Genomic DNA, 19075 nt, shown 5'->3' with positions numbered 1-19075 from the left:
AAACAAGGGGCCCAGGGCCCCTTGTCACAATTATTGAACGCTTTATCTGGCCAGCAGAGGTGCCAGGAAGCGGGCCGTATGAGAATCCTCGCAACGACTGATCTGTTCCGGCGTCCCCGTTACCAAAATGCGGCCACCACCGGCACCCCCCTCAGGCCCTAGGTCGACGATCCAGTCGGCGGTTTTGATGACGTCCAGGTTGTGCTCGATGATGACGATGGTGTTGCCGCGATCCCGCAGCTGGTGCAGTACCTTGAGCAGCTGCTGGATGTCGTGGAAGTGCAGCCCTGTGGTGGGCTCGTCCAGGATGTAGAGGGTCTGCCCGGTATCCCGCTTGGAGAGCTCCCGCGCCAGCTTGACCCGCTGCGCCTCGCCGCCAGAGAGTGTGGTGGCTGACTGACCGAGGCGGATATAGGAGAGGCCCACGTCCATCAGGGTCTGCAGCTTGCGCGCCACCGCCGGTACCGGATCGAAGAAGGCGCGGGCATCTTCCACCGTCATCTCGAGGATCTCGTGGATGTTCTTGCCCTTGTACTTCACCTCCAGCGTCTCGCGGTTGTAGCGCTTGCCCTTGCAGACGTCGCACGGCACGTAGACGTCCGGCAGGAAGTGCATCTCCACCTTGATGACCCCATCCCCCTGACACGCCTCGCAGCGGCCCCCTTTCACGTTGAAAGAGAAGCGGCCCGGCTGGTAGCCGCGCGAGCGCGCCTCCTGGGTGCCGGAGAGCAGCTCGCGGATCGGGGTGAACAGGCCGGTGTAGGTGGCCGGGTTGGAGCGCGGGGTACGGCCGATGGGGCTCTGATCGATGTCCACCACCTTGTCCAGGTGCTCCAGCCCCTCGACGCTGCGATAGGGTGCCGGGGTGGACTCGGTCGCCTTGTTCAGCTCGCGGTGGGCGATACGGAACAGGGTGTCATTGATCAGGGTCGACTTGCCGGAGCCGGAGACGCCGGTGACGCAGGTCATCACCCCGATGGGCAGGTCCAGGTTGACGTTGCGCAGGTTGTTGCCGCTCGCCCCCTTCAATTTCAACCACTTGCCGGTGAGCGGGGTGCGCTCGGCCGGGATGGCGATCTGCTTGCGGCCGGAGAGGTAGTCACCGGTCAGGGATTCGGGGTTCGCAATGATCTCTTCCGGCGTCCCCTGGGCGACGATGGCCCCGCCGTGCACCCCCGCCCCCGGGCCGATGTCGAGCACGTGGTCGGCGAGGCGAATGGCGTCCTCGTCGTGCTCCACCACGATCACGGTGTTGCCGAGATCCCGCAGGTGGGTCAGGGTCTTGAGCAACCGCTCGTTGTCCCGCTGGTGCAGACCGATGGAGGGCTCGTCCAGCACATACATGACCCCCACCAGACCGGCCCCGATCTGGCTGGCCAGCCGGATCCGCTGCGCCTCGCCGCCGGAGAGAGTCTCGGCACTGCGGGACAGGCTCAGGTAGTTGAGACCCACATTCACCAGGAAGCCGAGCCGCTCGACGATCTCTTTGAGGATCTTCTCGGCAATCTGGGCACGCTGGCCGGTCAAATTCAACCCTTCGAAGAAGGCCAGCGCATCGCCGATGGACTGCTCGGCGATGGCCGGCAGATTGCGGTTGTCGACGAAGACGTGGCGAGCCTCTTCCCGCAGCCGGCTGCCACCGCAGCTGGTGCAAGATTTGTTGGCGATGTATTTGGCCAGCTCTTCGCGCACCGAGTTGGATTCTGTCTCCCGGTAGCGGCGCTCCATGTTGTGCAGGATCCCCTCGAACGGGTGCTTGCGCACCACCACGTCGCCGCGATCGTTCATGTAGCGGAACTCGATCTCGGTGCGACCGGAACCACGCAGGATCACCTCCTGGGTCTTGACCGGCAGATCCTCCCAGGGTGTCTCCAGATCGAACTTGTAGTGCTCGGAGAGGGATTTGAGCATCTGGAAGTAGTAGAAGCTGCGCTTGTCCCAACCGCGGATGGCGCCGTTGGCCAGGCTGATGGCCGGATCGCCGATCACCTTGGCCGGATCGAAATATTGCTGCACCCCGAGGCCGTCACAGGTGGGGCAGGCTCCGGCCGGGTTGTTGAAGGAGAAGATGCGCGGCTCCAGCTCCGACATGGAGTAGCCGCACTCCGGGCAGGCGAAGTTGGCGGAGAAGGTCATGGGGGCGACCCCCTCCTCGCCGTCCATGGGCACCACCAGCACGATGCCGCCGGAGAGGGTCAGCGCCGTCTCGAACGACTCGGCCAGACGCAGGGCCAGGTCATCGCGCACCTTGAAGCGATCCACCACCACCTCGATGGTGTGCTTCTTGTGCAGCTCCAGCGCGGGAGGGTCAGACAGGTCGCACACCTCACCGTCAATGCGGGCACGGATGTAACCCTGGGCCGCCAGGTTTTCCAGCAGCTTGGTGTGTTCCCCCTTGCGATCGCGCACCACAGGGGCCAGCAGCATCAGCTTGCTCCCCTCCGGCTGGGCCAGCACCTGATCCACCATCTGGCTGATGGTCTGGGCGGCGAGCGGAATGGCGTGGGTCGGGCAGCGCGGCTCACCGACCCGGGCAAACAGCAGACGCAGGTAGTCGTAGATTTCGGTGATGGTGCCGACGGTCGAGCGCGGGTTGTGGGAGGTGGACTTCTGCTCGATGGAGATGGCGGGCGAAAGCCCCTCGATATGGTCGACGTCCGGTTTCTCCATCAGGGAGAGGAACTGGCGGGCATAGGCGGAGAGCGACTCCACATAGCGGCGCTGCCCCTCGGCATAGAGGGTATCGAACGCCAGAGAGGATTTGCCCGAACCGGAGAGGCCGGTGACCACGATCAGCTTGTCGCGGGGCAGGGTCAGATTGATGTTCTTGAGGTTGTGGGTGCGAGCACCCCGGACCACGATCTTTTCCATCTTGTTGCACGCTCGATACGGAAACCTGAGCGAGTCAGTATGGCATAGAGACTACTGGATGAATAGACAGGTTTTATCCATCATCCCCATCGATTTCAGAGATATTCCTTGGCCCAGCTCACCGCCTGCAAGCGGTTCTTCACGTTCAATTTCTTGAAGACGTTATAGAGGTGGGACTTGATGGTATGCTCGCTCACGAACAGGCTGTCGGCGATCTCGGTATTGGAGGCGCCCGTCATCAGATAGCGGATGATCTCCTGCTCGCGCACGGTCAGCAGCGTCTGGTTGCGCAGGTGATGTTCCCCACCCTTGCGGTAGTAGTTGACCAGATCGCACAGCAGGTGGCGCGGGATCCAGTACTCCCCCTCCAGCACCTTGCGAATGCCGAGCACCAGCCGATCCAGCGGATCCTGGCAGAAGAAGAGTCCGCTGGTATGGGGCCACATCAGCAGCAATTCCCGATCGGTGCTGGTCGGGGCATTGAGCAGCACCGTATTGGCCTCCCCGAAGCGGCTGGAGATCTCCCGCGGCCATCCTGCCTGCTGACTCGACTTGAGGTAGTCCAGATCGACCAGAAACAGCGGACGAGGCTCGAGCTCGTCCGGTTGCGGCAGCTCCTCCAGGGTGCTTACCAGCACAATGGGCAGTGCCAGCTGCTCCGCCAGATAGCTCTGGAAGCTGGTTGCCTGCACATTGTTTTCGGTTACCAGTACGATGGGATATGGGGTGCTCATGAAAGGCTGGTCCTTGAACATTGCGGCCATGGTTTTTTTCGGCAGCAGAGAGTACCAAGCCCCCCGTGGGGTGCAGCATTAAAAAAGTATTAGACGGTGATGCGCCTCCTTTGAAACTCACCAATTTTCCAAGCAATACAAATAACTAGCAGATCCCCCCCATTTGGGTGGAATACTGGCACCTTGGCAGACAGAGGCTGTCGCAGCGTCATCGAATTCACTTTTCACGCCCAGGTTTCGATGCTAGGCGTCCCCCTCTGCGGCTCACTTGCTGGCCAAGGCCCGCCTCGTGTAAGTTAACCCCTCGGTCCGGAGAAGCTGGCGACGAAGAAGACGTCTTTCTCCCCAAAAACTGTTACTATTGCGGGCAAAATCTGGAAACGGCATGGCAGTCGACAGGCGAGCCAACCCGGGTTCAGTCATCACATGAGTCGCAAGCGCCTGCGGCGTTCTTGCGTATCTCGCAGAAAACAAACGAAATGTTGAATTGGTCCGGGCATATGGCCTGGCCGGAATACAAAGGGTGGAAGAGAGATTATGGCCAGTCGAGGCATCAACAAAGTCATTCTGATCGGTAACCTGGGGCAAGACCCGGAAGTGCGCTACATGCCGAGCGGCGGTGCCGTGACCAACATCACCCTGGCCACCTCCGACACCTGGCGCGACAAGCAGACCGGTGAGCAGAAAGAGCGTACCGAGTGGCACCGCGTCGTCTTCATGGGCAAGCTGGCCGAAGTGGCGGGCGAGTACCTGAAGAAGGGTTCCCAGGTCTATGTGGAAGGCAAGCTGCAGACCCGCAAGTGGCAGGATCAGAGCGGCCAGGAGCGTTATACCACCGAAGTACTGGTCGATGGTTTCAGCGGCGTGATGCAGATGCTGGGTGGCCGTCCGCAAGGCGCCGGTCAGGGCATGGGCGGTCAGTCCCAAGGCAACTGGGGTCAGCCGCAACAGGGCATGCAGTCCCAGCAGCCGATGAACCAGTCCCGCCCGGCTCCGCAGCAGAACATGCAGCAACAGCAAGGTGGTTATAGCCGTCCGGCCCAGCAGCCGCAATCCGCTCCGCCGGTATACAACGAGCCGCCGATGGATTTCGACGACGACATCCCGTTCTAAGGGAAGCTCACAGTTCAGAGGGCCCTGTTCACGCAGGGCCTTTTTTTACCCGTTATTGACGCAGGCGCGGCACGCAAGCCGGCTCCCCCGACCAGAGTCGCCGACCCTGCTCCCCCTGTCGCCCGCCCAGGGTTTATCATCAGGGCAATTCGTTTGTCAGAGAGAACGCATGGGGTTTTTGTCTCGTATCCTGCTGCTCGCGGCAAGCCTTGCCGTGCTGTTTCACTCTCCCCTCTTGCTGGCCGGCGAGCCACTGCGGGTGGGGGTCAGTTTCGCCATTCCCCCCTATGTGATTGAGGAAGAGGGACGCGGCATCGAGCTCGATCTGCTGCGGGAAGCCTTTCGTGGCAGCGGTTACGAGCCCAGCTTCGAATATTTGCCGCTGGAGCGCACCTTTCGCATGCTGGAGTCCGGCAGGCTCGATGCCATCATCAACGTCAAACCCGGGATGCTGGACAACGTCTTCCTGTCGCAACCCGTCATCGCCTTTCACAACCGGGTGTTCACCCTGAGCAAGACCCACATCGCCACGCTGGACGACATGAAAGAGCTGAGGGTCAGCGCCTTTCAGCGGGCACGCCAGGTATTGGGGGGAGCCTTCGCCAGCATGGCCGACCAGAATCCCCGTTACGAGGAGGTCGCCAAGCAGCAGGGACAGGTGCACAGACTGATGCTGGGGCGGGTGGATGCGGTGATCCTGGAGCAACGGGTGTTCTATTACTATCTGGCGCAACTGGCCACCAGCAAGTATGGCGCCGAGCTCTATGCCCCCAGCCGGGTCAGACAATATGATCTGTTCGCTCCCACCCACTACCATTTCGCCTTTCGCCAGGCCGCGCAGCAACGCTGGTTCGATCGCCAGCTCGGCAAGATGCGAGCCGATGGCCGCTACGAACGGATATTTGCCAGCTACGGCGCGACCCCCTGAGCCCACGCCAAAAACATAAAAGCCAGCCCGAAACAGGCTGGCTTTTTGTTACTGGCTCCAAAGGAACTACAGCATGGGGAGCGTTACTTCATCGCGCTGCCGTTTTTCAGTTCTGCTTTCTGACGTTTGGCTTCGCGCTTCTCTTTCAGTGACATCTGCGGTTTTTTCTTGGCATCTTTGCCGTTGTGATGTTCTTTGTTACTCATCATCAAACTCCAAAAATGTTACCCAGACAGTTGGAACCCAGGTTCCAGCATGCCATCCGAATCGTAGACTACAGTACGCTTTCAGTGACGATCCCAGGATCGCACTCAATCCAGCATACCCCCAATCTTGCGCAAGAATCCACCCTCATCCGTCACACCGCGCCAAACCGGGGCCGACGTCCCCCGCCAGGCTCTCCTGGGCGGGGAAGGAACGGCCGTAAAAACACCGGAAGCCTTATAAAGTAGCGATTATCAATATTATTTGGCGACAACCTGAAATAAATCGCCAAAAACCAAAATAACTATTATTTAAACGAGCAGTGTTAATTTGGATAAGCATTCTCACTATCGCCGGAAACAAAAAGTTACAACCTCAAGAAGTCATTATTAACGCAAGCTGATATTATCAGGTCTTATTTTCAAACTATTTCATCGAGAATAGGGATATCCCATGACCAGAAAAACCAGAGCCGCCTTGGTCTCGGTTTGCTCCAATATCAGCCTGATTGTCATGAAGATAATTGCCGGCATACTGAGCGGTTCCGTCAGCATCATCTCCGAAGCCATCCACTCGGCCATGGATCTGGTGGCCGCCCTGATCGCGCTGGTGGCCGTGCGCAAGTCGGATATTCCACCCGACCCGCGCCACCCCTATGGCCACGACAAGATAGAGAATGTCTCCGGCGTGATCGAAGCGCTGCTGATCCTGCTGGCCGCCGGCTGGATCATCTTCGAGGCCGTCGGCAAGCTGATCACCCCCACTCCCATCGAAGGCGTCGGACTCGGCGTGCTGGTCATGCTGTTGTCGGCGCTGGTCAACAGCGGCGTCTCCGCCTATCTCTACCGGGTCGCCAAGGAGGAAGAGTCGGTGGCGCTGGCCGCCGATGCCCTGCATCTGAAGGCAGACGTGCTGACCTCGCTCGGGGTGGCTGCCGGCCTGCTCGGCATCTGGATCGCCTCTGCGCTGGGCTACAACCTCTATCTGCTGGATCCCCTCGTCGCCATCGGGGTCGCGCTCTTCATCCTCAGAGAAGCCATCGCCATGCTCAACCAGGCCTTCCAGCCCCTGCTGGATCACAGCATGAGCGAGGAGGAGCTGGCCATCACCACCCAAGTGATCGAGGAGTGTTGCCCGGAGCACGGCGGCTTCCACGACCTGCGCAGCCGTCAGGCGGGGCGTCGCCGCCATATCGACTTCCACCTGACACTGCCCAAGGAGATGAGCATCGAGCACTCTCACGCCATCTGTGACCGCATAGAGCAGGGGATCCAGCGCCATCTGCCCCACGCCATCGTGCTGATCCATGTCGAACCAACCGGTCACGCCTAGTCCAACCGGGGAAATCATCGGGAATGCCATCGACAGCACAATAAACAGCCAGGTGACGTGGTAGGGTATTCCCTCCCCGTCATCAGGTACACGCCGTGAAAAAGCTGGAAATGAAGGATCTCACCGACGCCGAAAAGGCCGGGATCACCCTGCTGCTGCAAAAAGCACAGGCCAACGCGGACCACCCATTGACCAATGCCGAACGCAATCGCATTCGCGAGGAAGGCCGGCTCAAGGTGGTCGCAGACCGGGCGGCGGCTGCGAAAGCGGCGGCACAGCTCGCAAGAGAGAAGGCCAAGGAACGGGCCGCCAATCAGGCACTTCCCGAGACATTCAGCTGGGTTGACTCCGTCAGCAATCGCTTTCGAAAGAAACCTTGATCATGCCGTTTCAACCTAATGTAGCCAGCCCACGCCCTGTCGGCGGGCTGGCTTTTTCATGATGGAAGGGGAGGGTTCTGACCCTTGACGTGACATTATCTGTCGACTCGCATGACCCTTTATCTCGTTTTTTCTGCGCACAAAGGGATTCACCCCAACCCGAAAAGCATCTGAAATGGATATTCATGCTATTGATATAAAAGGTAAAATCGTCCTGAAAATCCAGTCATCCGGCACAGAGTACCAACTGAGAGATAAAGTTTGCTTTAACAAAGCGTGCGTGTTCTAATCGACAGCGATAGTTCGGCAGTTCAGTCCTGATTATGTTAGGCAGTCATTTTAGTAAAGCAGTGATTAGTGCAAGTGTTATTTCGATGATGCTTGACGAATAATTCTCCTTCTTTAGTGCTTCCCCTACGTATTGCTGACGAAAAATCAAAACTTGCCATCTGATGGCATTTCAAACACTAAATTTGAGAGTAATTATTATGTCCAAAGTGACTGGTACCGTAAAATTCTTCAACTCCGAAAAAGGTTTTGGCTTCATCTCCCCGGTTGACGGCAGCAAAGACGTGTTCGTACACTTCTCCGCTATCCAGTCCAACGGTTTCAAAACCCTGGAAGAAGGTCAGCGCGTTGAGTTCACCATCGAGCAAGGCCAGAAAGGCCCGGCTGCTGCCAACGTAGTTGCCCTGTAATTCAAGTCAGGGATACCGTCACCCCGCTTCTGCCGGCTGAACGGCTCCACTGCAAGAATTGAAAAAACCCGCTTCGGCGGGTTTTTTGTTGCCTCGAATTCACCCTGCCCGCCATCCCCACCCTGCTCCCATCCTTGCATACCTCCGCTCCTCTGCTGGCGAGAGGATAACCGCACAATATTAATGAGATTAATTATCATTTACACAGTCATCAGTGATCACTACAATGCCTGCCGACCGCCGGGATCACTATTCGATTGAACCTGCCTGGTCCGGGTTTCACGCGGGATGCGGCGAGACCCCCCATCGATTCACCCAAAGGATGAATGCATCTTCTTACTAAAAAAGAGTTCAGGCCAACATGATAACAATGCACCGCAACAAGCTGACCACGCTCATTCTCGCCGTCCTCGCCGCCAACGCCCATGCCGCCGAACAGGAGGTCATGGTGGTGACCGCCTCCGGCTTCCAGCAGAAGATCGAGAACACCGCCGCCTCCATCTCGGTGGTGACGCGCGAGCAACTGGAGAAACGCGCCTACCGTGACGTGACCGACGCCCTGAAGGACGTGCCGGGGGTGGTGATCACCGGCGGCGGCAGCAGCAGTGACATCAGCATTCGCGGCATGAGCTCCAAGTACACACTGATGCTGGTCGACGGCAAGCGGGTCGACAGCCGCGGCACCCGTCCCAACAGCGATGGCCCCGGCATCGAGCAGGGCTGGCTGCCGCCGCTGCAGGCCATCGAGCGGATCGAGGTGGTACGCGGCCCCATGTCCTCCCGTTACGGCTCCGACGCCATGGGCGGCGTCATCAACATCATCACCCGCAAGACCGCCAGCATGACGGCCTGGCAAGGTTCGGTGCAGGCCGACTCCACCTTCCAGGAGAACAAGGACTCCGGCAACATCTTCCAGAGCAACGCCTACACCGCTGGCGCCCTGGTGGATGGCCTGCTGGGGGTGCGAGTGAACGGTCTGCTCTCCCACCGCGGCGAGGATCAGTTCCAGAACGGGTTCGCCGAACAGGAGATGCGCAGCGGCACTGTGGTGTTCAGCCTGACGCCGGACGAGCACAACCGCTTTGACTTCGAGGCCAGCCGCGGTCTGCAGGATCGCAACCGGACCCCAGGCGACTCTCTGGCAGCCAAGGCCAAGCCCAGCCTGAACACCTACGGGCGCACCAACTACGCCATCACCCACGACGGCCGTTATGACTTCGGCTCTTCCACCAGCTACCTGCAGCGGGAAGAGAACACCAACCCCGGCCGTCAGATGAAGCTCATCAACACCATCGCCGACACCCATACCCAGTTCGAACTGGGGGCTCACTACCTGAGCGTGGGCGGTCAATACCGTCACGAGGATCTGCAGGATGAGGGCAACCAGCTCAACGTGGCCAACCGTGCCAATCAGCTGACCCGCTGGAGCTGGGCCCTGTTCGTGGAAGACGAGTGGTCGCTGACCGACAGCTTCGCCCTCACCGGCGGCGTGCGGATGGACCGTGACCAGAACTACGGCACCCACTGGAGCCCACGTCTGTACGGGGTCTGGCACCCGGCCGAATTCTGGACCCTGAAGGGCGGCGTCTCCACCGGCTACCGCTCACCGGATCTGCGCATGTCGGCCGCCAACTGGGGCCAGGCCACCGGCGGCGGCACCCAGGACGGCATGCTGGTCGGCAACCCGCAGCTCAAACCGGAAACCAGCGTGAGTCAGGAGATCGCCCTGCTGTGGGATGGTCAGGAGGGGCTGAGCACAGGGCTGACCCTGTTCAATACCGACTTCGAGGACAAGATTTCCGAGATCCGCCGCTGCACCAGCAAGGATGACCCCTCCTGCACCCTGAACGGTCACACCTATGACTTCATCAGCGACCGCATCAACGTCGACAAGGCGAACATGCGCGGGGTGGAAGGTACGGCCAACTGGGCCATCAACGAAAAGTGGTCGCTGGCCTCCAGCTACACCTTCACCCAGTCCGAGCAGAAGAGCGGTCCGAACGAGGGCAAGGCGCTTAACCAGATGCCGCGCCACATGTTCAACACCACGGTCGACTGGAAGAGTACCGATGACGTCAGTCTCTGGTCACGGGTCAACTTCCGCAGCAAGACCTCGGACTACCTGAGCCGGGTCAGAATGGCCGACGGCACCCCTTCCTACACCTTCTTCGACACGGGTCTGGTCTACAAGGCCAACGAGCATCTGAACGTCACCGCAGGCGTCTACAACCTGTTCGACAAGACGGTGGACTACAGCAGCTTCGGCACCGTGCTGGATGGTCGCCGCTACACCCTGGGCATGACCTACAACTTCTGATGACTCACCGCCGCCCACCCTGGGCGGCGGTTTTTTATTGCCCCGCCTCGTCTGCCATCTCTTTCACATAGCTTGCCGCCTGCCAGGTGTTGCGCCCCAGCGACTTGGCGCCATACATCAGCTGATCCGCCTGCAGCAGCACTCGTCGGCCCTCTGCCCTCACCTCGGCCGGCACCCACACCGCCCCCGTGCTGATGGAGATGCCAAGCTCCCCGGCGCTGGTCGACAGCTTGCGGCCATTGACTTCCCGCCCGATCCGCTCGGCCCACTGCTGCAGCGTCGCCATGTCGGCCACCAGCAGACTGATGCAGAACTCCTCGCCGCCGATGCGGGCGAACAGGGCGCTGGCGGGCAACACCCGCTGCACGCGCTCCACCATGGCCGACAGCACCTCGTCGCCGACCCCGTGCCCGAAGTGATCGTTGATCCCCTTGAAGCGATCAAGATCGAACAGCAGCAGGGCACACGGCTCGCTGCTGCTCAGTCGTTGCTCCAGCAGCGGCAAGAAGGCGCGCCGATTGAGGATGCCGGTCATGGAGTCGGTGCTGGCGAGGCGCTCCAGCCTGGCGTTGGCCTGGATAAGCTCGGCGGTACGGCTCGCCACCGCCCGCCGCAGCTGGATGATGTAGGCCATCAGCACCAGGCCGCCGACGGCCAGCAGCCAGGGCCAGAGATGAGCCGGGTAGACGGTCTCGATATGCATCCACTTGCGGATGATCCGCTCCCGATCCGCCTCGCCGATGCGGGTGAAACCCTGCTCCAGCTCCTGCAGCAGCGCCTGATTGCCCTTGGCGACGGCAAAGCGGACGTCATCGCTGTAGAGGTGGCGCACCGGGATGAAGCGGGTGGGATCCGCCGCGGTGTAGATGTAGAAGTTGGCCACCTGCAGGTCGGCGATGAAGGCTTCCAGTTCGCCGTTCAAGGCAGCGCGCAGCATGGCGTCGTTGTCATCGAAGGTGCGCAGCCGGGTGCGCGGGAAGTTCTTGCGGGCGTAGTACTCCTCGAACCCTCCCGCCACCACCCCCACGCTCTCGTGCAGCAGGTAATAGTTCACGTCCGAACCGCGCAGGGAGTTGGCGAAGAAGAGCTGGGCGTCGAGGTGGGAGAGGGCCTGGCCATAGTCGTAGACCATATTGCGCTCCGGCGACCAGAGCAGGCCGCCATGGACATCGGCCTGGCCGTTGCGGACCAGATCCAGCGAGCTCTGCCAGTCCACCAGCTTGAACTGGATGGGGCGACCGGTGACGCGGCCATACTCGCGCCACAGATCGATCAACAGGCCATCGGGCTGACCCGCTTCATTGAGATAGGAGAAGGGCTGCCAGGCCTTGGAGTTGGCCACGATGAGCGGTTTGGGCGCTGTGTTCGCCCATGCCGGCAATACCAGCGCACAGAGCAGCAGCAACCACCCGTATCCGACTCGCCACCTGACTCCCGACTCACCTGCCATCCCTGTACCGACCCTGCTGTTTGGCCGTCTGCGCGGCCATCGATTATCACCATCTTCAGCATAGGAGAACAAGCATGAGCGAGTATGAAACGAGCGTGATGCCGGCCGGACCAGTGCAAGACCAAAAACGAGAAGGGCGCCCGCAGGCGCCCTTTTCATCGACTCGTTCGCCCCTCACAGCGGCAGGCTGATGCGAGCCTCCAGCCCGCCCTGCTCCCGGTTGTGCAGGGTCAGCTCGCCCCCATGCTGGTGCACCAGGGTGCGGGCGATGGAGAGCCCCAGCCCCACACTGCCGGATTCGGTGTTGCGGGCCTCGTCGAGGCGCACGAACGGCTTGAATACATCCTCCAGCCGTGCCGGATCGATGCCGGGCCCCTGATCGCAGACCCGGATCACCAGCTCGCTGTCGGTGCGTTCCAGCGACACCTCGGCGCTGCCGGCATACTTGATGGCGTTGCCGATGAGGTTTTGCAGCACCCGGCGCAGGGTGTTGGCGCGGCAGGCGTAGACCTGCTTGCCCTCGGCCAGGCAGGTAACCGGCTGACCTGTGTCGGCATAGTCGTCGCACAGGCTCTCCAGCAGGCTGACCAGGTCCAGCTCCCGGGTCGCCTCCTGCTGCCCCTCCTCCCGGGCGAAGCTGAGGGTGGCCGCCAGCATCTGCTCCATCTGCTGCAGGGTCTGCTGGATCCGCTCCTTGTCCTCCCCCTCGTCCAGAAATTCGGTGCGCAGTCGCAGGCTGGTGATGGGGGTACGCAGATCGTGGGAGATGGCCGCCAGCATGCGGGTACGGTCCTGCACGAAGCGATCGAGCCGGGTATGCATGCGGTTGAAGGCCTGGATGGACTCGCGCACCTCGGTCGGCCCCTCCTCCCGCAGCGGCTCTATGTCCTCGCCGCGGCCGAGCCGATCAGCGTTGGCGGCCAGCTGTTTGAGCGGCCGGGTGGCACGACGGAACAGCCAGATCATCATGCCGATCACCAGGCTCGCCACCAGCATCAGGTTGAAGGTGGTCTGCCAGGACCAGCTGGCCGACTCCTTGTCCACCAGCGAGCTGAACTGCAGCCAGCCGCCGCGCGGCAGCTGGATGGAGCCGTACAACCGCATGTCCTGCGGCGGCGGCACCCCCTTGCGGTCCTTCATCATCCGGTTGTGGTGCTGCCAGGCCCGGCTGCGCTGGGCATCCTGCTTGAGCTCGGCGCTGATCTCCACCATCAGGGTCGAGGGGTAACCCAGCCGGGAGCGCACCAGCTGCTCGAAGCGGGGGCTGCGGTTGTCCGGCTGCAGCGGCTCGTCGGCGATGCGCAGCAGCAGGGTCTCGCTGCGGCTCGCCTTGAGGATCTCGTCATAGAGGGAGGGGGGCGAGAGGGCCAGCAGCCGCACCACCGAGACGATGCGCTGCATGGCGTTGCGGCTGTTGACGTAGCCGAGCGCCTCCTCCCGATCCGTGCGATAGATCTGGATGCTGAGCAGCTGGATCAGCACCAGCCCGGCCAGCGCCACCAGGATGATCTGGCCGGTCAGCCCCTTGGGCCACAGCTTCGACCAGCCGCGTCTTAACATCCCCACCGCCTTATACCTGGGTCACATCGGCGGCGAACAGGTAACCGCCGCCCCAGATGGTCTTGATAAGCTCGGGATTCTTGGGATCCCGCTCCAGCTTGCGCCGCAGCCGACTCACCAGGGTGTCGATGGCACGGTCGAACGCCACCGCCTCGCGGCCACGGGCCAGATCCAGCAGCTGATCCCGGCTCAGCACCCGCTGCGGCCGCTCCAGAAAGACCCGCAGCAGGTCGAATTCGGCGGTAGAGAGGCTCAGCCCCACCCCTTCCTCATCCACCAACTCGCGCCGGTTGATGTCGAGCAGCCAGCGATCGAAGCGCAGATCCCGGGTCAAGGCCTCGGCCACCGGCTGCGGCTCGACCTGGGTGCGGCGCATCACCGCCTTGATGCGGGCCAGCAGCTCGCGCGGATTGAACGGCTTGGCGAGGTAGTCGTCGGCCCCCATCTCCAGCCCTATGATGCGGTCGGTCTCCTCCCCCATGGCGGTAAGCATGATGATGGGCAGGCTGGACTTGGCCCGCAGCTCGCGGCAGAGGGTCAGGCCGTCCTCCCCCGGCATCATCAGGTCCAGCACCAGCAGATCGAACTCCCGCTCCTCCAGCAGCCGCTTCATCTCCTTGCCATCGCGGGCACAGCTGACCCGCAGGCCGTGCTGTTCCAGAAAACGCTTCAGCAGATCGCGGATCTCGCTGTGATCGTCGACCACCAGAATGTGGGTGCTGTTTTGATTCATGGGGACCTCCTGTTAGAGCTGGCACGAGTATACGAAAATCCGCCGGGCGGTTTGTGTCAAAGTGTGCCAGATCAGCAAGATGCCACACTCTGCTACAAAAAAGCGGCCGCTCGGCAAAGTTGAGACACAGACCGGCTGTTTACTGTGACCACCCCATCGGTTGCAGGAGCAGACAGGCCATGCTGGCCCTCACCACCCCCTTGCTGCTGGCCTTTGCCGCCAGCGAAGCCCTTGCCAGACAGGCAAGGCGCACATCCGGCCAGACCGACCCGGAGCAAGCCGGCGCCGTCGACGCGGCAGCAGACGATATCAGTGTGCCCGCCGACCAGGCGACCGAGCCCCCTTCGTCATGATGCGCCCCCTCCGGTGCGCACCCTGACCTTCCCGCCGCCCCTGCGGCATCTCATCAAGGAGAATCGACTCATGATCAACAAGACCATGGCCCTGTTCATGCTGGCCGGACTGGCCCACACCGGGCTGGCCCAGGCCGCCCTGCCGGCCGACGTCAGCGTTGCCCCCGGCCTGCTGTTCGTCAACTGGCACGACACCGCCAGCAGCGGCGATGCCCATCCGACCCTGGAGGTCCACAATGCCGCCGGCGATCTGATCAAGCGGGTCCCTGCCCGGCTGAACGGCATGCAGCAGGTACGCCTGCCGATGCGGGCCCAGGGTGACCTGACCCTCAGCCTGGACGGCGAGAGCAGCAGCTATCGGATGCCCTACAGCGTCGGCAGCGGTCGCCAGCGCTAAGCTCGCGCATCCGGAAAAATACCCCGCCAGCGACCAACGCTGACGGGGTATTTTTATTTCCCGCCCAGCATGGGCCCGGTCAATGCCTGGTACAGGGTCATGGTGTCACACTCTGCTACAAAATAGGCTTCAACTGGCAAAGTTCAGACACCTGTCTGGTGTGTAATCAGGGTCAAGGCGAGCAAGCCGACCCCGAACTCAATCCGCAAGGAGATAGACCATGAAAAAACTGACCAAGACCCTGCTGACCTCCACCCTGATCCTTGGCCTGCCGCTTGGCGCCTATGCCGCCAGCGAAGCCGTCAGCACTGCCCAGCCCGGCATGATGACCGACTGCCCGATGGACGGCAGCGGCATGATGGGAGGCAAGCACCATGGCGGCCGCCACGACAAGATGGCCCGCATGCAGAACATGACGCCTGAGCAAATCCAGGCGAACCTGCAGCAGCGTTACGACAAGATCGAAGATCCGGCCAAGAAGGCCGAGTTCGTGAAAAACCTCAATCTGCGTGCCGACGGCATGACCAAGCACGCCGAAGCGATGAAGCAGTTCGCCGAAGCGCACCAGTAATTCGAAAGCAGCAAAAAGGGGCCCGCGGGCCCCTTTTTTCATGCACGTCGTTCAGACTCAGGCCTTGGTCTTGTCGGCCAGGTTCAGGGTCTTGACGGTTTCGCCTTCGAACTTGATGAGCACGGTTTTCTGGGCCACTTCGGACTCCTTGAACAGGCTCTTGGAGGTCTCTGCCAGCATGGGGGAGACCTTGTTCAGGGCGCCCAGATCATAGGTCCACACTTCCAGACCGGCTTCGGTCTTGGTGCTGGCCGGTGCACCCAGCTTCTCTTTGATGGCCTGCTTGTTGGAGCCGCCTTCCTTGATGTCCAGCGCCTTCTTGATCGCCTCGTTGGAGGCGCTGTCCATGGCGGTGCCGGCCATCTCTTTGGCAGTGCTGGTTACGCTGCTGGTCACTGTGTCGGTCAGGGAGTCCATCAGGCCGGCGTTGGCCATCAGGGGCAGTGCAGTCAGGGCAACCAGGATGCTCTTTTTCATCGTTTCATGTCTCACGGGGATTAAAGAGCGCGCATCAGACCAGCGTACCCGTACGGAGTCAAGATGAGGCTGAGGTCAAGACGCATTCGGGGGGAAGGATTAGCACCATTCGGCAGCCGGCGGCCTGGCGGGGCGGCCGGCTACTGGCAGATCTGGTTCTTGCCTGTCTGCTTGGCCTGATAGAGGGCCCGATCCATTCTGACCATCAGCTGACCCATGCTCTCGTCCGGCCGGTACTCGGCCAGCCCGAAGCTCATGGTGATGGGGAAGTGCTCGCACACCGGCGTATCCATCAGCAACTGCCGCAGCTTGTCGGCCACCCGCCAGCCATCGGCCAGGCCGGTATTGGGCAGCACCACCATGAACTCGTCCCCGCCCCAGCGGGCAATCAGGTCTATTTCGCGAATGTGGCTGCGCACCAGCGCCACTATGTTGATCAGGGTCTGATCCCCCGCCTGGTGACCGTGGCTGTCGTTGATCTGCTTGAAGTCGTCCACGTCCATGGCGATGACGGAGAAGGGTTGCTGAAAACGCTTGGCCCGCTCGCACTCCTGCCGAATGGTGCGCTCCAGCCGGTAGCGGCTGGCGGCACCGGTCAGGGCGTCGGTCTCCGCCAGCTGGCGATTCTCCTCCGCCTTCTGCTGCAGCGCCTCGTTGAGCCGCACCAGCTCGGCGGTGCGCAAGGCAATCTGCTGCTCCAGGGTGTGGTTGCGCCGCTCCAGCTGCTCCAGCAGCAGCTTCTGGGCGTGGATGTTGCGGTGAGCGCCGATCATCCGGGCCACCGAACCGTCCGGGTTGCGGGCTATGATGCGGCCGCAATCCTCGATCCAGATATAGTCGCCGCTGCGGCTGCGGCAGCGGTACTCGACCCGGTAGTCGGGAGCTGCGCCGCTCAGGTAGGCGTCGAAGCAGGCCATCACCTGCTCCATGTCGTCGGGATGGATCACGCTCTCCCAGGTGAAGACAGTGTTGCCGAGGGTGTGGGGCTCGTAGCCCAGCATCCGGTACCAGCCGGGATTGCGATAGACGAACCCGGTGTTGGCGTTCCAGTCCCAGATGCCATCGCTCACCACCGCCAGGATGCCGTGCACCACGGCTTCGCTGACGTCCGAGATCCTGATCGTGTCACTGTCTTGCAGCATAGAGACCATCCTTGCCCTCTCACCCCCAACTGCGGGAAATGCAATCTGATTGAAGAAAAACGACTATGGGGAGACGACTCCCATGAAACCCAACTCTGTCGCGGCCAGCCGGCTCATGGCCCGTCTCCGGTTATCGGCCGCAATCAGGTTCGTCTGAACAACAGTAGCAACCAGTGTGACTCAATACACTAGCCTTTTCCGGTTTTAAAGGCGGGATGATGCCGGTGGCGATAGTGGCTGGGCGCCAGGCCATGCTGGCGTTTGAAGGCGGTGGAGAAGTGGTACTCGTTGCGAAAGCCGCACTGCTCGGCCAGCAGCTTTACCGAATCGGCCCGGCTGGCCAGCAACAGCGCCGCCCGCTGCAAGCGCAGCCGTTGCAGCAGCGCCATGGGTGCCAGCGCGAAGTGCTGCTGGCAGAGCCGGTAGAGCTGGCGCTCGGAGAGATGCAGGGCGCCGGCCATGCGCGCTATGTCCCAGGGCTCGGCCAGCGCCTCCTTGAGCAGCAGCTCGAGGCGCAGCGCCAGCCGCTCGCCGCGCCGCTGCCCCTCCCCCTTCTGCAACAGACGGCGCAGATAGAAGCCGAGCTGCTCCACCAGCAGGGCGCTGAGCAGCGGGTCCTGATGGCGCTCCTGCTCCGCATAGAGGTTCTCGATGGTGCGCAGCAGAGTGGCCTGCTGGGAGGTGCAACCGAGCCGGGATTGGCTGGCGAAAGCATCCCAGGGGGAGTCCTTGTGCAGCAGCAGCCACACCAGCTCCCACTCGCTCGACTGCTGGCTCAACGGCTCGCTCGGTGGCTCTCTCAACGGCTCACTCAGCTGGTAGCAGAGCGGCTCCCCGGCCGGGATCAGCGCCCACTCCCCGACCTGCAGCCGCGCCATGCGATCGCCCACCTGCACCTCCCCCTCGCCCCCCAAGGTCAGCAAAAAGCAGTGCATATCGGCAAAGCGGCGCGCGATACGGTAGCGGGTCTTGAGGCGAGAGAACCCCGCCAGCCACACCTGCTCCTGCGCGAGGGCCGGCAGCAGGCTGTCACAGCAGATCTGCTCGCGGCAGTCGGGGGAGACATCGATAAGCTCGGTGTTGGCAGTTTCAGACATCATCAGGACGGACTCAGCCATGTCGAAGGGGCAGGCCCCAGCATAGCATTAAGGGCATCAAGTCACAGGAGATAAGCCATGCATATCCATCATGTCGCCATCTGGGCACAGGATCTGGAGGCGCTCACAACATTCTACTGCACCCTGTTTGGCGGGCAGGCCAATGAGCGTTACCACAATCAAGCCAAACAATTCAGCTCCTACTTCGTGCGCTTCGAGGGGGGCGCCAGCCTGGAGCTGATGCACACCCCCATACTATTTCCGGCGGATCTGCGCCTGCCGCACCCGCTGCAGGGGCTGGCCCATCTCGCCTTCTCCCTCGGCAGCGTGGAGGCGGTGGACAAGATGACCGCCCGCCTCAAGCTGCTCAAGGGGGCCGAGGTGAAACACCTGGACGGCCCCCGCTGGACCGGCGATGGCTATTACGAGAGCACCTTCCTCGACCCGGAAGGCAACCGGCTGGAGTTGACCATCTAATCCCTGAAAGCTCCCCTCACCCTGCCCTCTCCCAACGGGAGAGGGGATAAAGCAGCATCGAAGATATGATCGCCAGCCATGTTGATTCGGTTGAAGGAAAAATGGCCAGCCAAGTCGCTTCGATTAGCGCAGCATAATTGAGCGAAGGTCGCATTATTACGCCCTTCTCCCCTTGCGGGAGAAGGGTCGGGGATGAGGGGAAGGCAAAATAGATTTAACGGTAAACACTGGGCTTCGTTCA

Annotated in this window: 19 protein-coding genes; 10 read left to right on the top strand and 9 right to left on the bottom strand. The window is 61.6% G+C overall.

The window, feature by feature from the left end; translation table 11 throughout:
• Positions 1-42: 42 nt before the first annotated feature.
• The gene (gene uvrA, locus AB5Y94_RS10645) at positions 43-2871 is read right to left on the bottom strand and encodes an excinuclease ABC subunit UvrA (protein WP_368205478.1); all 2829 of its coding nucleotides are present in this window, start codon (positions 2869-2871) and stop codon (positions 43-45) included.
• Positions 2872-2966: 95 nt separating this feature from the next.
• Positions 2967-3626, bottom strand: coding sequence for a LuxR C-terminal-related transcriptional regulator (locus AB5Y94_RS10640; RefSeq protein WP_010635910.1), 660 nt, complete (start codon positions 3624-3626; stop codon positions 2967-2969).
• Positions 3627-4142: 516 nt separating this feature from the next.
• Between AB5Y94_RS10640 and AB5Y94_RS10635 the strand changes: the two genes are divergently transcribed.
• Together AB5Y94_RS10635 and AB5Y94_RS10630 are read left to right on the top strand one after the other, a co-directional pair.
• Positions 4143-4718 carry a single-stranded DNA-binding protein gene (locus tag AB5Y94_RS10635; RefSeq protein ID WP_005306061.1) on the top strand — a complete coding sequence of 192 codons (576 nt, stop codon included), beginning with the start codon at positions 4143-4145 and terminating at the stop codon, positions 4716-4718.
• 169 nt (positions 4719-4887) lie between these two features.
• Positions 4888-5646: an ABC transporter substrate-binding protein gene (locus AB5Y94_RS10630; protein WP_017782171.1), complete on the top strand. Its 759-nt coding sequence runs from the start codon at positions 4888-4890 to the stop codon at positions 5644-5646.
• 83 nt (positions 5647-5729) lie between these two features.
• Here the strand turns inward: AB5Y94_RS10630 and AB5Y94_RS10625 are convergent, their stop codons facing one another.
• The gene (locus AB5Y94_RS10625) at positions 5730-5852 is read right to left on the bottom strand and encodes a hypothetical protein (protein WP_005306071.1); all 123 of its coding nucleotides are present in this window, start codon (positions 5850-5852) and stop codon (positions 5730-5732) included.
• Between the two features lie 451 nt (positions 5853-6303).
• Here AB5Y94_RS10625 and AB5Y94_RS10620 point away from each other — a divergent pair, with 451 nt between their 5' ends.
• The 4 genes from AB5Y94_RS10620 (at position 6304) to AB5Y94_RS10605 (ending at position 10577) form a co-directional block, all read left to right on the top strand.
• Positions 6304-7182, top strand: coding sequence for a cation diffusion facilitator family transporter (locus AB5Y94_RS10620; protein ID WP_010635891.1), 879 nt, complete (start codon positions 6304-6306; stop codon positions 7180-7182).
• A gap of 95 nt (positions 7183-7277) precedes the next feature.
• On the top strand, positions 7278-7562 hold the full coding sequence (locus tag AB5Y94_RS10615; RefSeq protein WP_368205477.1) for a DUF3811 domain-containing protein: 285 nt from the start codon (positions 7278-7280) through the stop codon (positions 7560-7562).
• A 488-nt stretch (positions 7563-8050) separates the two neighbouring features.
• Positions 8051-8260: a cold-shock protein gene (locus tag AB5Y94_RS10610; protein WP_005306081.1), complete on the top strand. Its 210-nt coding sequence runs from the start codon at positions 8051-8053 to the stop codon at positions 8258-8260.
• A 370-nt stretch (positions 8261-8630) separates the two neighbouring features.
• Positions 8631-10577 (top strand): ligand-gated channel protein, encoded by a 1947-nt coding sequence (locus AB5Y94_RS10605; protein ID WP_017782169.1) that lies wholly within the window; start codon positions 8631-8633, stop codon positions 10575-10577.
• Positions 10578-10611: 34 nt separating this feature from the next.
• Here AB5Y94_RS10605 and AB5Y94_RS10600 read toward each other — a convergent pair whose 3' ends face one another.
• The 3 genes from AB5Y94_RS10600 to AB5Y94_RS10590 form a co-directional block, all read right to left on the bottom strand.
• A complete protein-coding gene (locus AB5Y94_RS10600) occupies positions 10612-12099 on the bottom strand; it encodes a transporter substrate-binding domain-containing protein (protein WP_368205476.1) in 1488 nt (495 codons plus the stop codon).
• A 102-nt stretch (positions 12100-12201) separates the two neighbouring features.
• The gene (locus AB5Y94_RS10595) at positions 12202-13587 is read right to left on the bottom strand and encodes an ATP-binding protein (RefSeq protein WP_005306091.1); all 1386 of its coding nucleotides are present in this window, start codon (positions 13585-13587) and stop codon (positions 12202-12204) included.
• A gap of 10 nt (positions 13588-13597) precedes the next feature.
• Complete coding sequence (locus AB5Y94_RS10590; RefSeq protein WP_005306095.1) at positions 13598-14320, bottom strand: response regulator; 723 nt, start codon at positions 14318-14320, stop codon at positions 13598-13600.
• A 179-nt stretch (positions 14321-14499) separates the two neighbouring features.
• Here AB5Y94_RS10590 and AB5Y94_RS10585 point away from each other — a divergent pair, with 179 nt between their 5' ends.
• From AB5Y94_RS10585 to AB5Y94_RS10575, 3 genes are all read left to right on the top strand, one after another.
• The gene (locus AB5Y94_RS10585; protein ID WP_368205475.1) at positions 14500-14673 is read left to right on the top strand and encodes a hypothetical protein; all 174 of its coding nucleotides are present in this window, start codon (positions 14500-14502) and stop codon (positions 14671-14673) included.
• A gap of 70 nt (positions 14674-14743) precedes the next feature.
• On the top strand, positions 14744-15070 hold the full coding sequence (locus AB5Y94_RS10580) for a hypothetical protein (protein ID WP_005306102.1): 327 nt from the start codon (positions 14744-14746) through the stop codon (positions 15068-15070).
• Between the two features lie 220 nt (positions 15071-15290).
• Positions 15291-15641 (top strand): hypothetical protein, encoded by a 351-nt coding sequence (locus tag AB5Y94_RS10575; RefSeq protein ID WP_368205474.1) that lies wholly within the window; start codon positions 15291-15293, stop codon positions 15639-15641.
• Positions 15642-15698: 57 nt separating this feature from the next.
• On the opposite strand, the gene AB5Y94_RS10570 is transcribed toward AB5Y94_RS10575, so the two are convergent.
• From AB5Y94_RS10570 to AB5Y94_RS10560, 3 genes are all read right to left on the bottom strand, one after another.
• On the bottom strand, positions 15699-16118 hold the full coding sequence (locus AB5Y94_RS10570) for a hypothetical protein (RefSeq protein WP_005306108.1): 420 nt from the start codon (positions 16116-16118) through the stop codon (positions 15699-15701).
• A 140-nt stretch (positions 16119-16258) separates the two neighbouring features.
• Complete coding sequence (locus AB5Y94_RS10565; RefSeq protein WP_017780877.1) at positions 16259-17260, bottom strand: diguanylate cyclase; 1002 nt, start codon at positions 17258-17260, stop codon at positions 16259-16261.
• Positions 17261-17448: 188 nt separating this feature from the next.
• The gene (locus AB5Y94_RS10560) at positions 17449-18360 is read right to left on the bottom strand and encodes an AraC family transcriptional regulator (RefSeq protein WP_368205473.1); all 912 of its coding nucleotides are present in this window, start codon (positions 18358-18360) and stop codon (positions 17449-17451) included.
• A gap of 75 nt (positions 18361-18435) precedes the next feature.
• Between AB5Y94_RS10560 and AB5Y94_RS10555 the strand changes: the two genes are divergently transcribed.
• Positions 18436-18834 carry a VOC family protein gene (locus AB5Y94_RS10555; protein WP_005306118.1) on the top strand — a complete coding sequence of 133 codons (399 nt, stop codon included), beginning with the start codon at positions 18436-18438 and terminating at the stop codon, positions 18832-18834.
• The last annotated feature ends 241 nt before the right edge of the window (positions 18835-19075 follow it).

This window comes from Aeromonas sp. s5 (genome assembly GCF_040907865.1).
Lineage (GTDB): Bacteria > Pseudomonadota > Gammaproteobacteria > Enterobacterales > Aeromonadaceae > Aeromonas > Aeromonas dhakensis.
The sequence above is the reverse complement of the archived record's forward strand: the minus strand, read 5'-3'. Positions and strand labels throughout refer to the sequence as shown.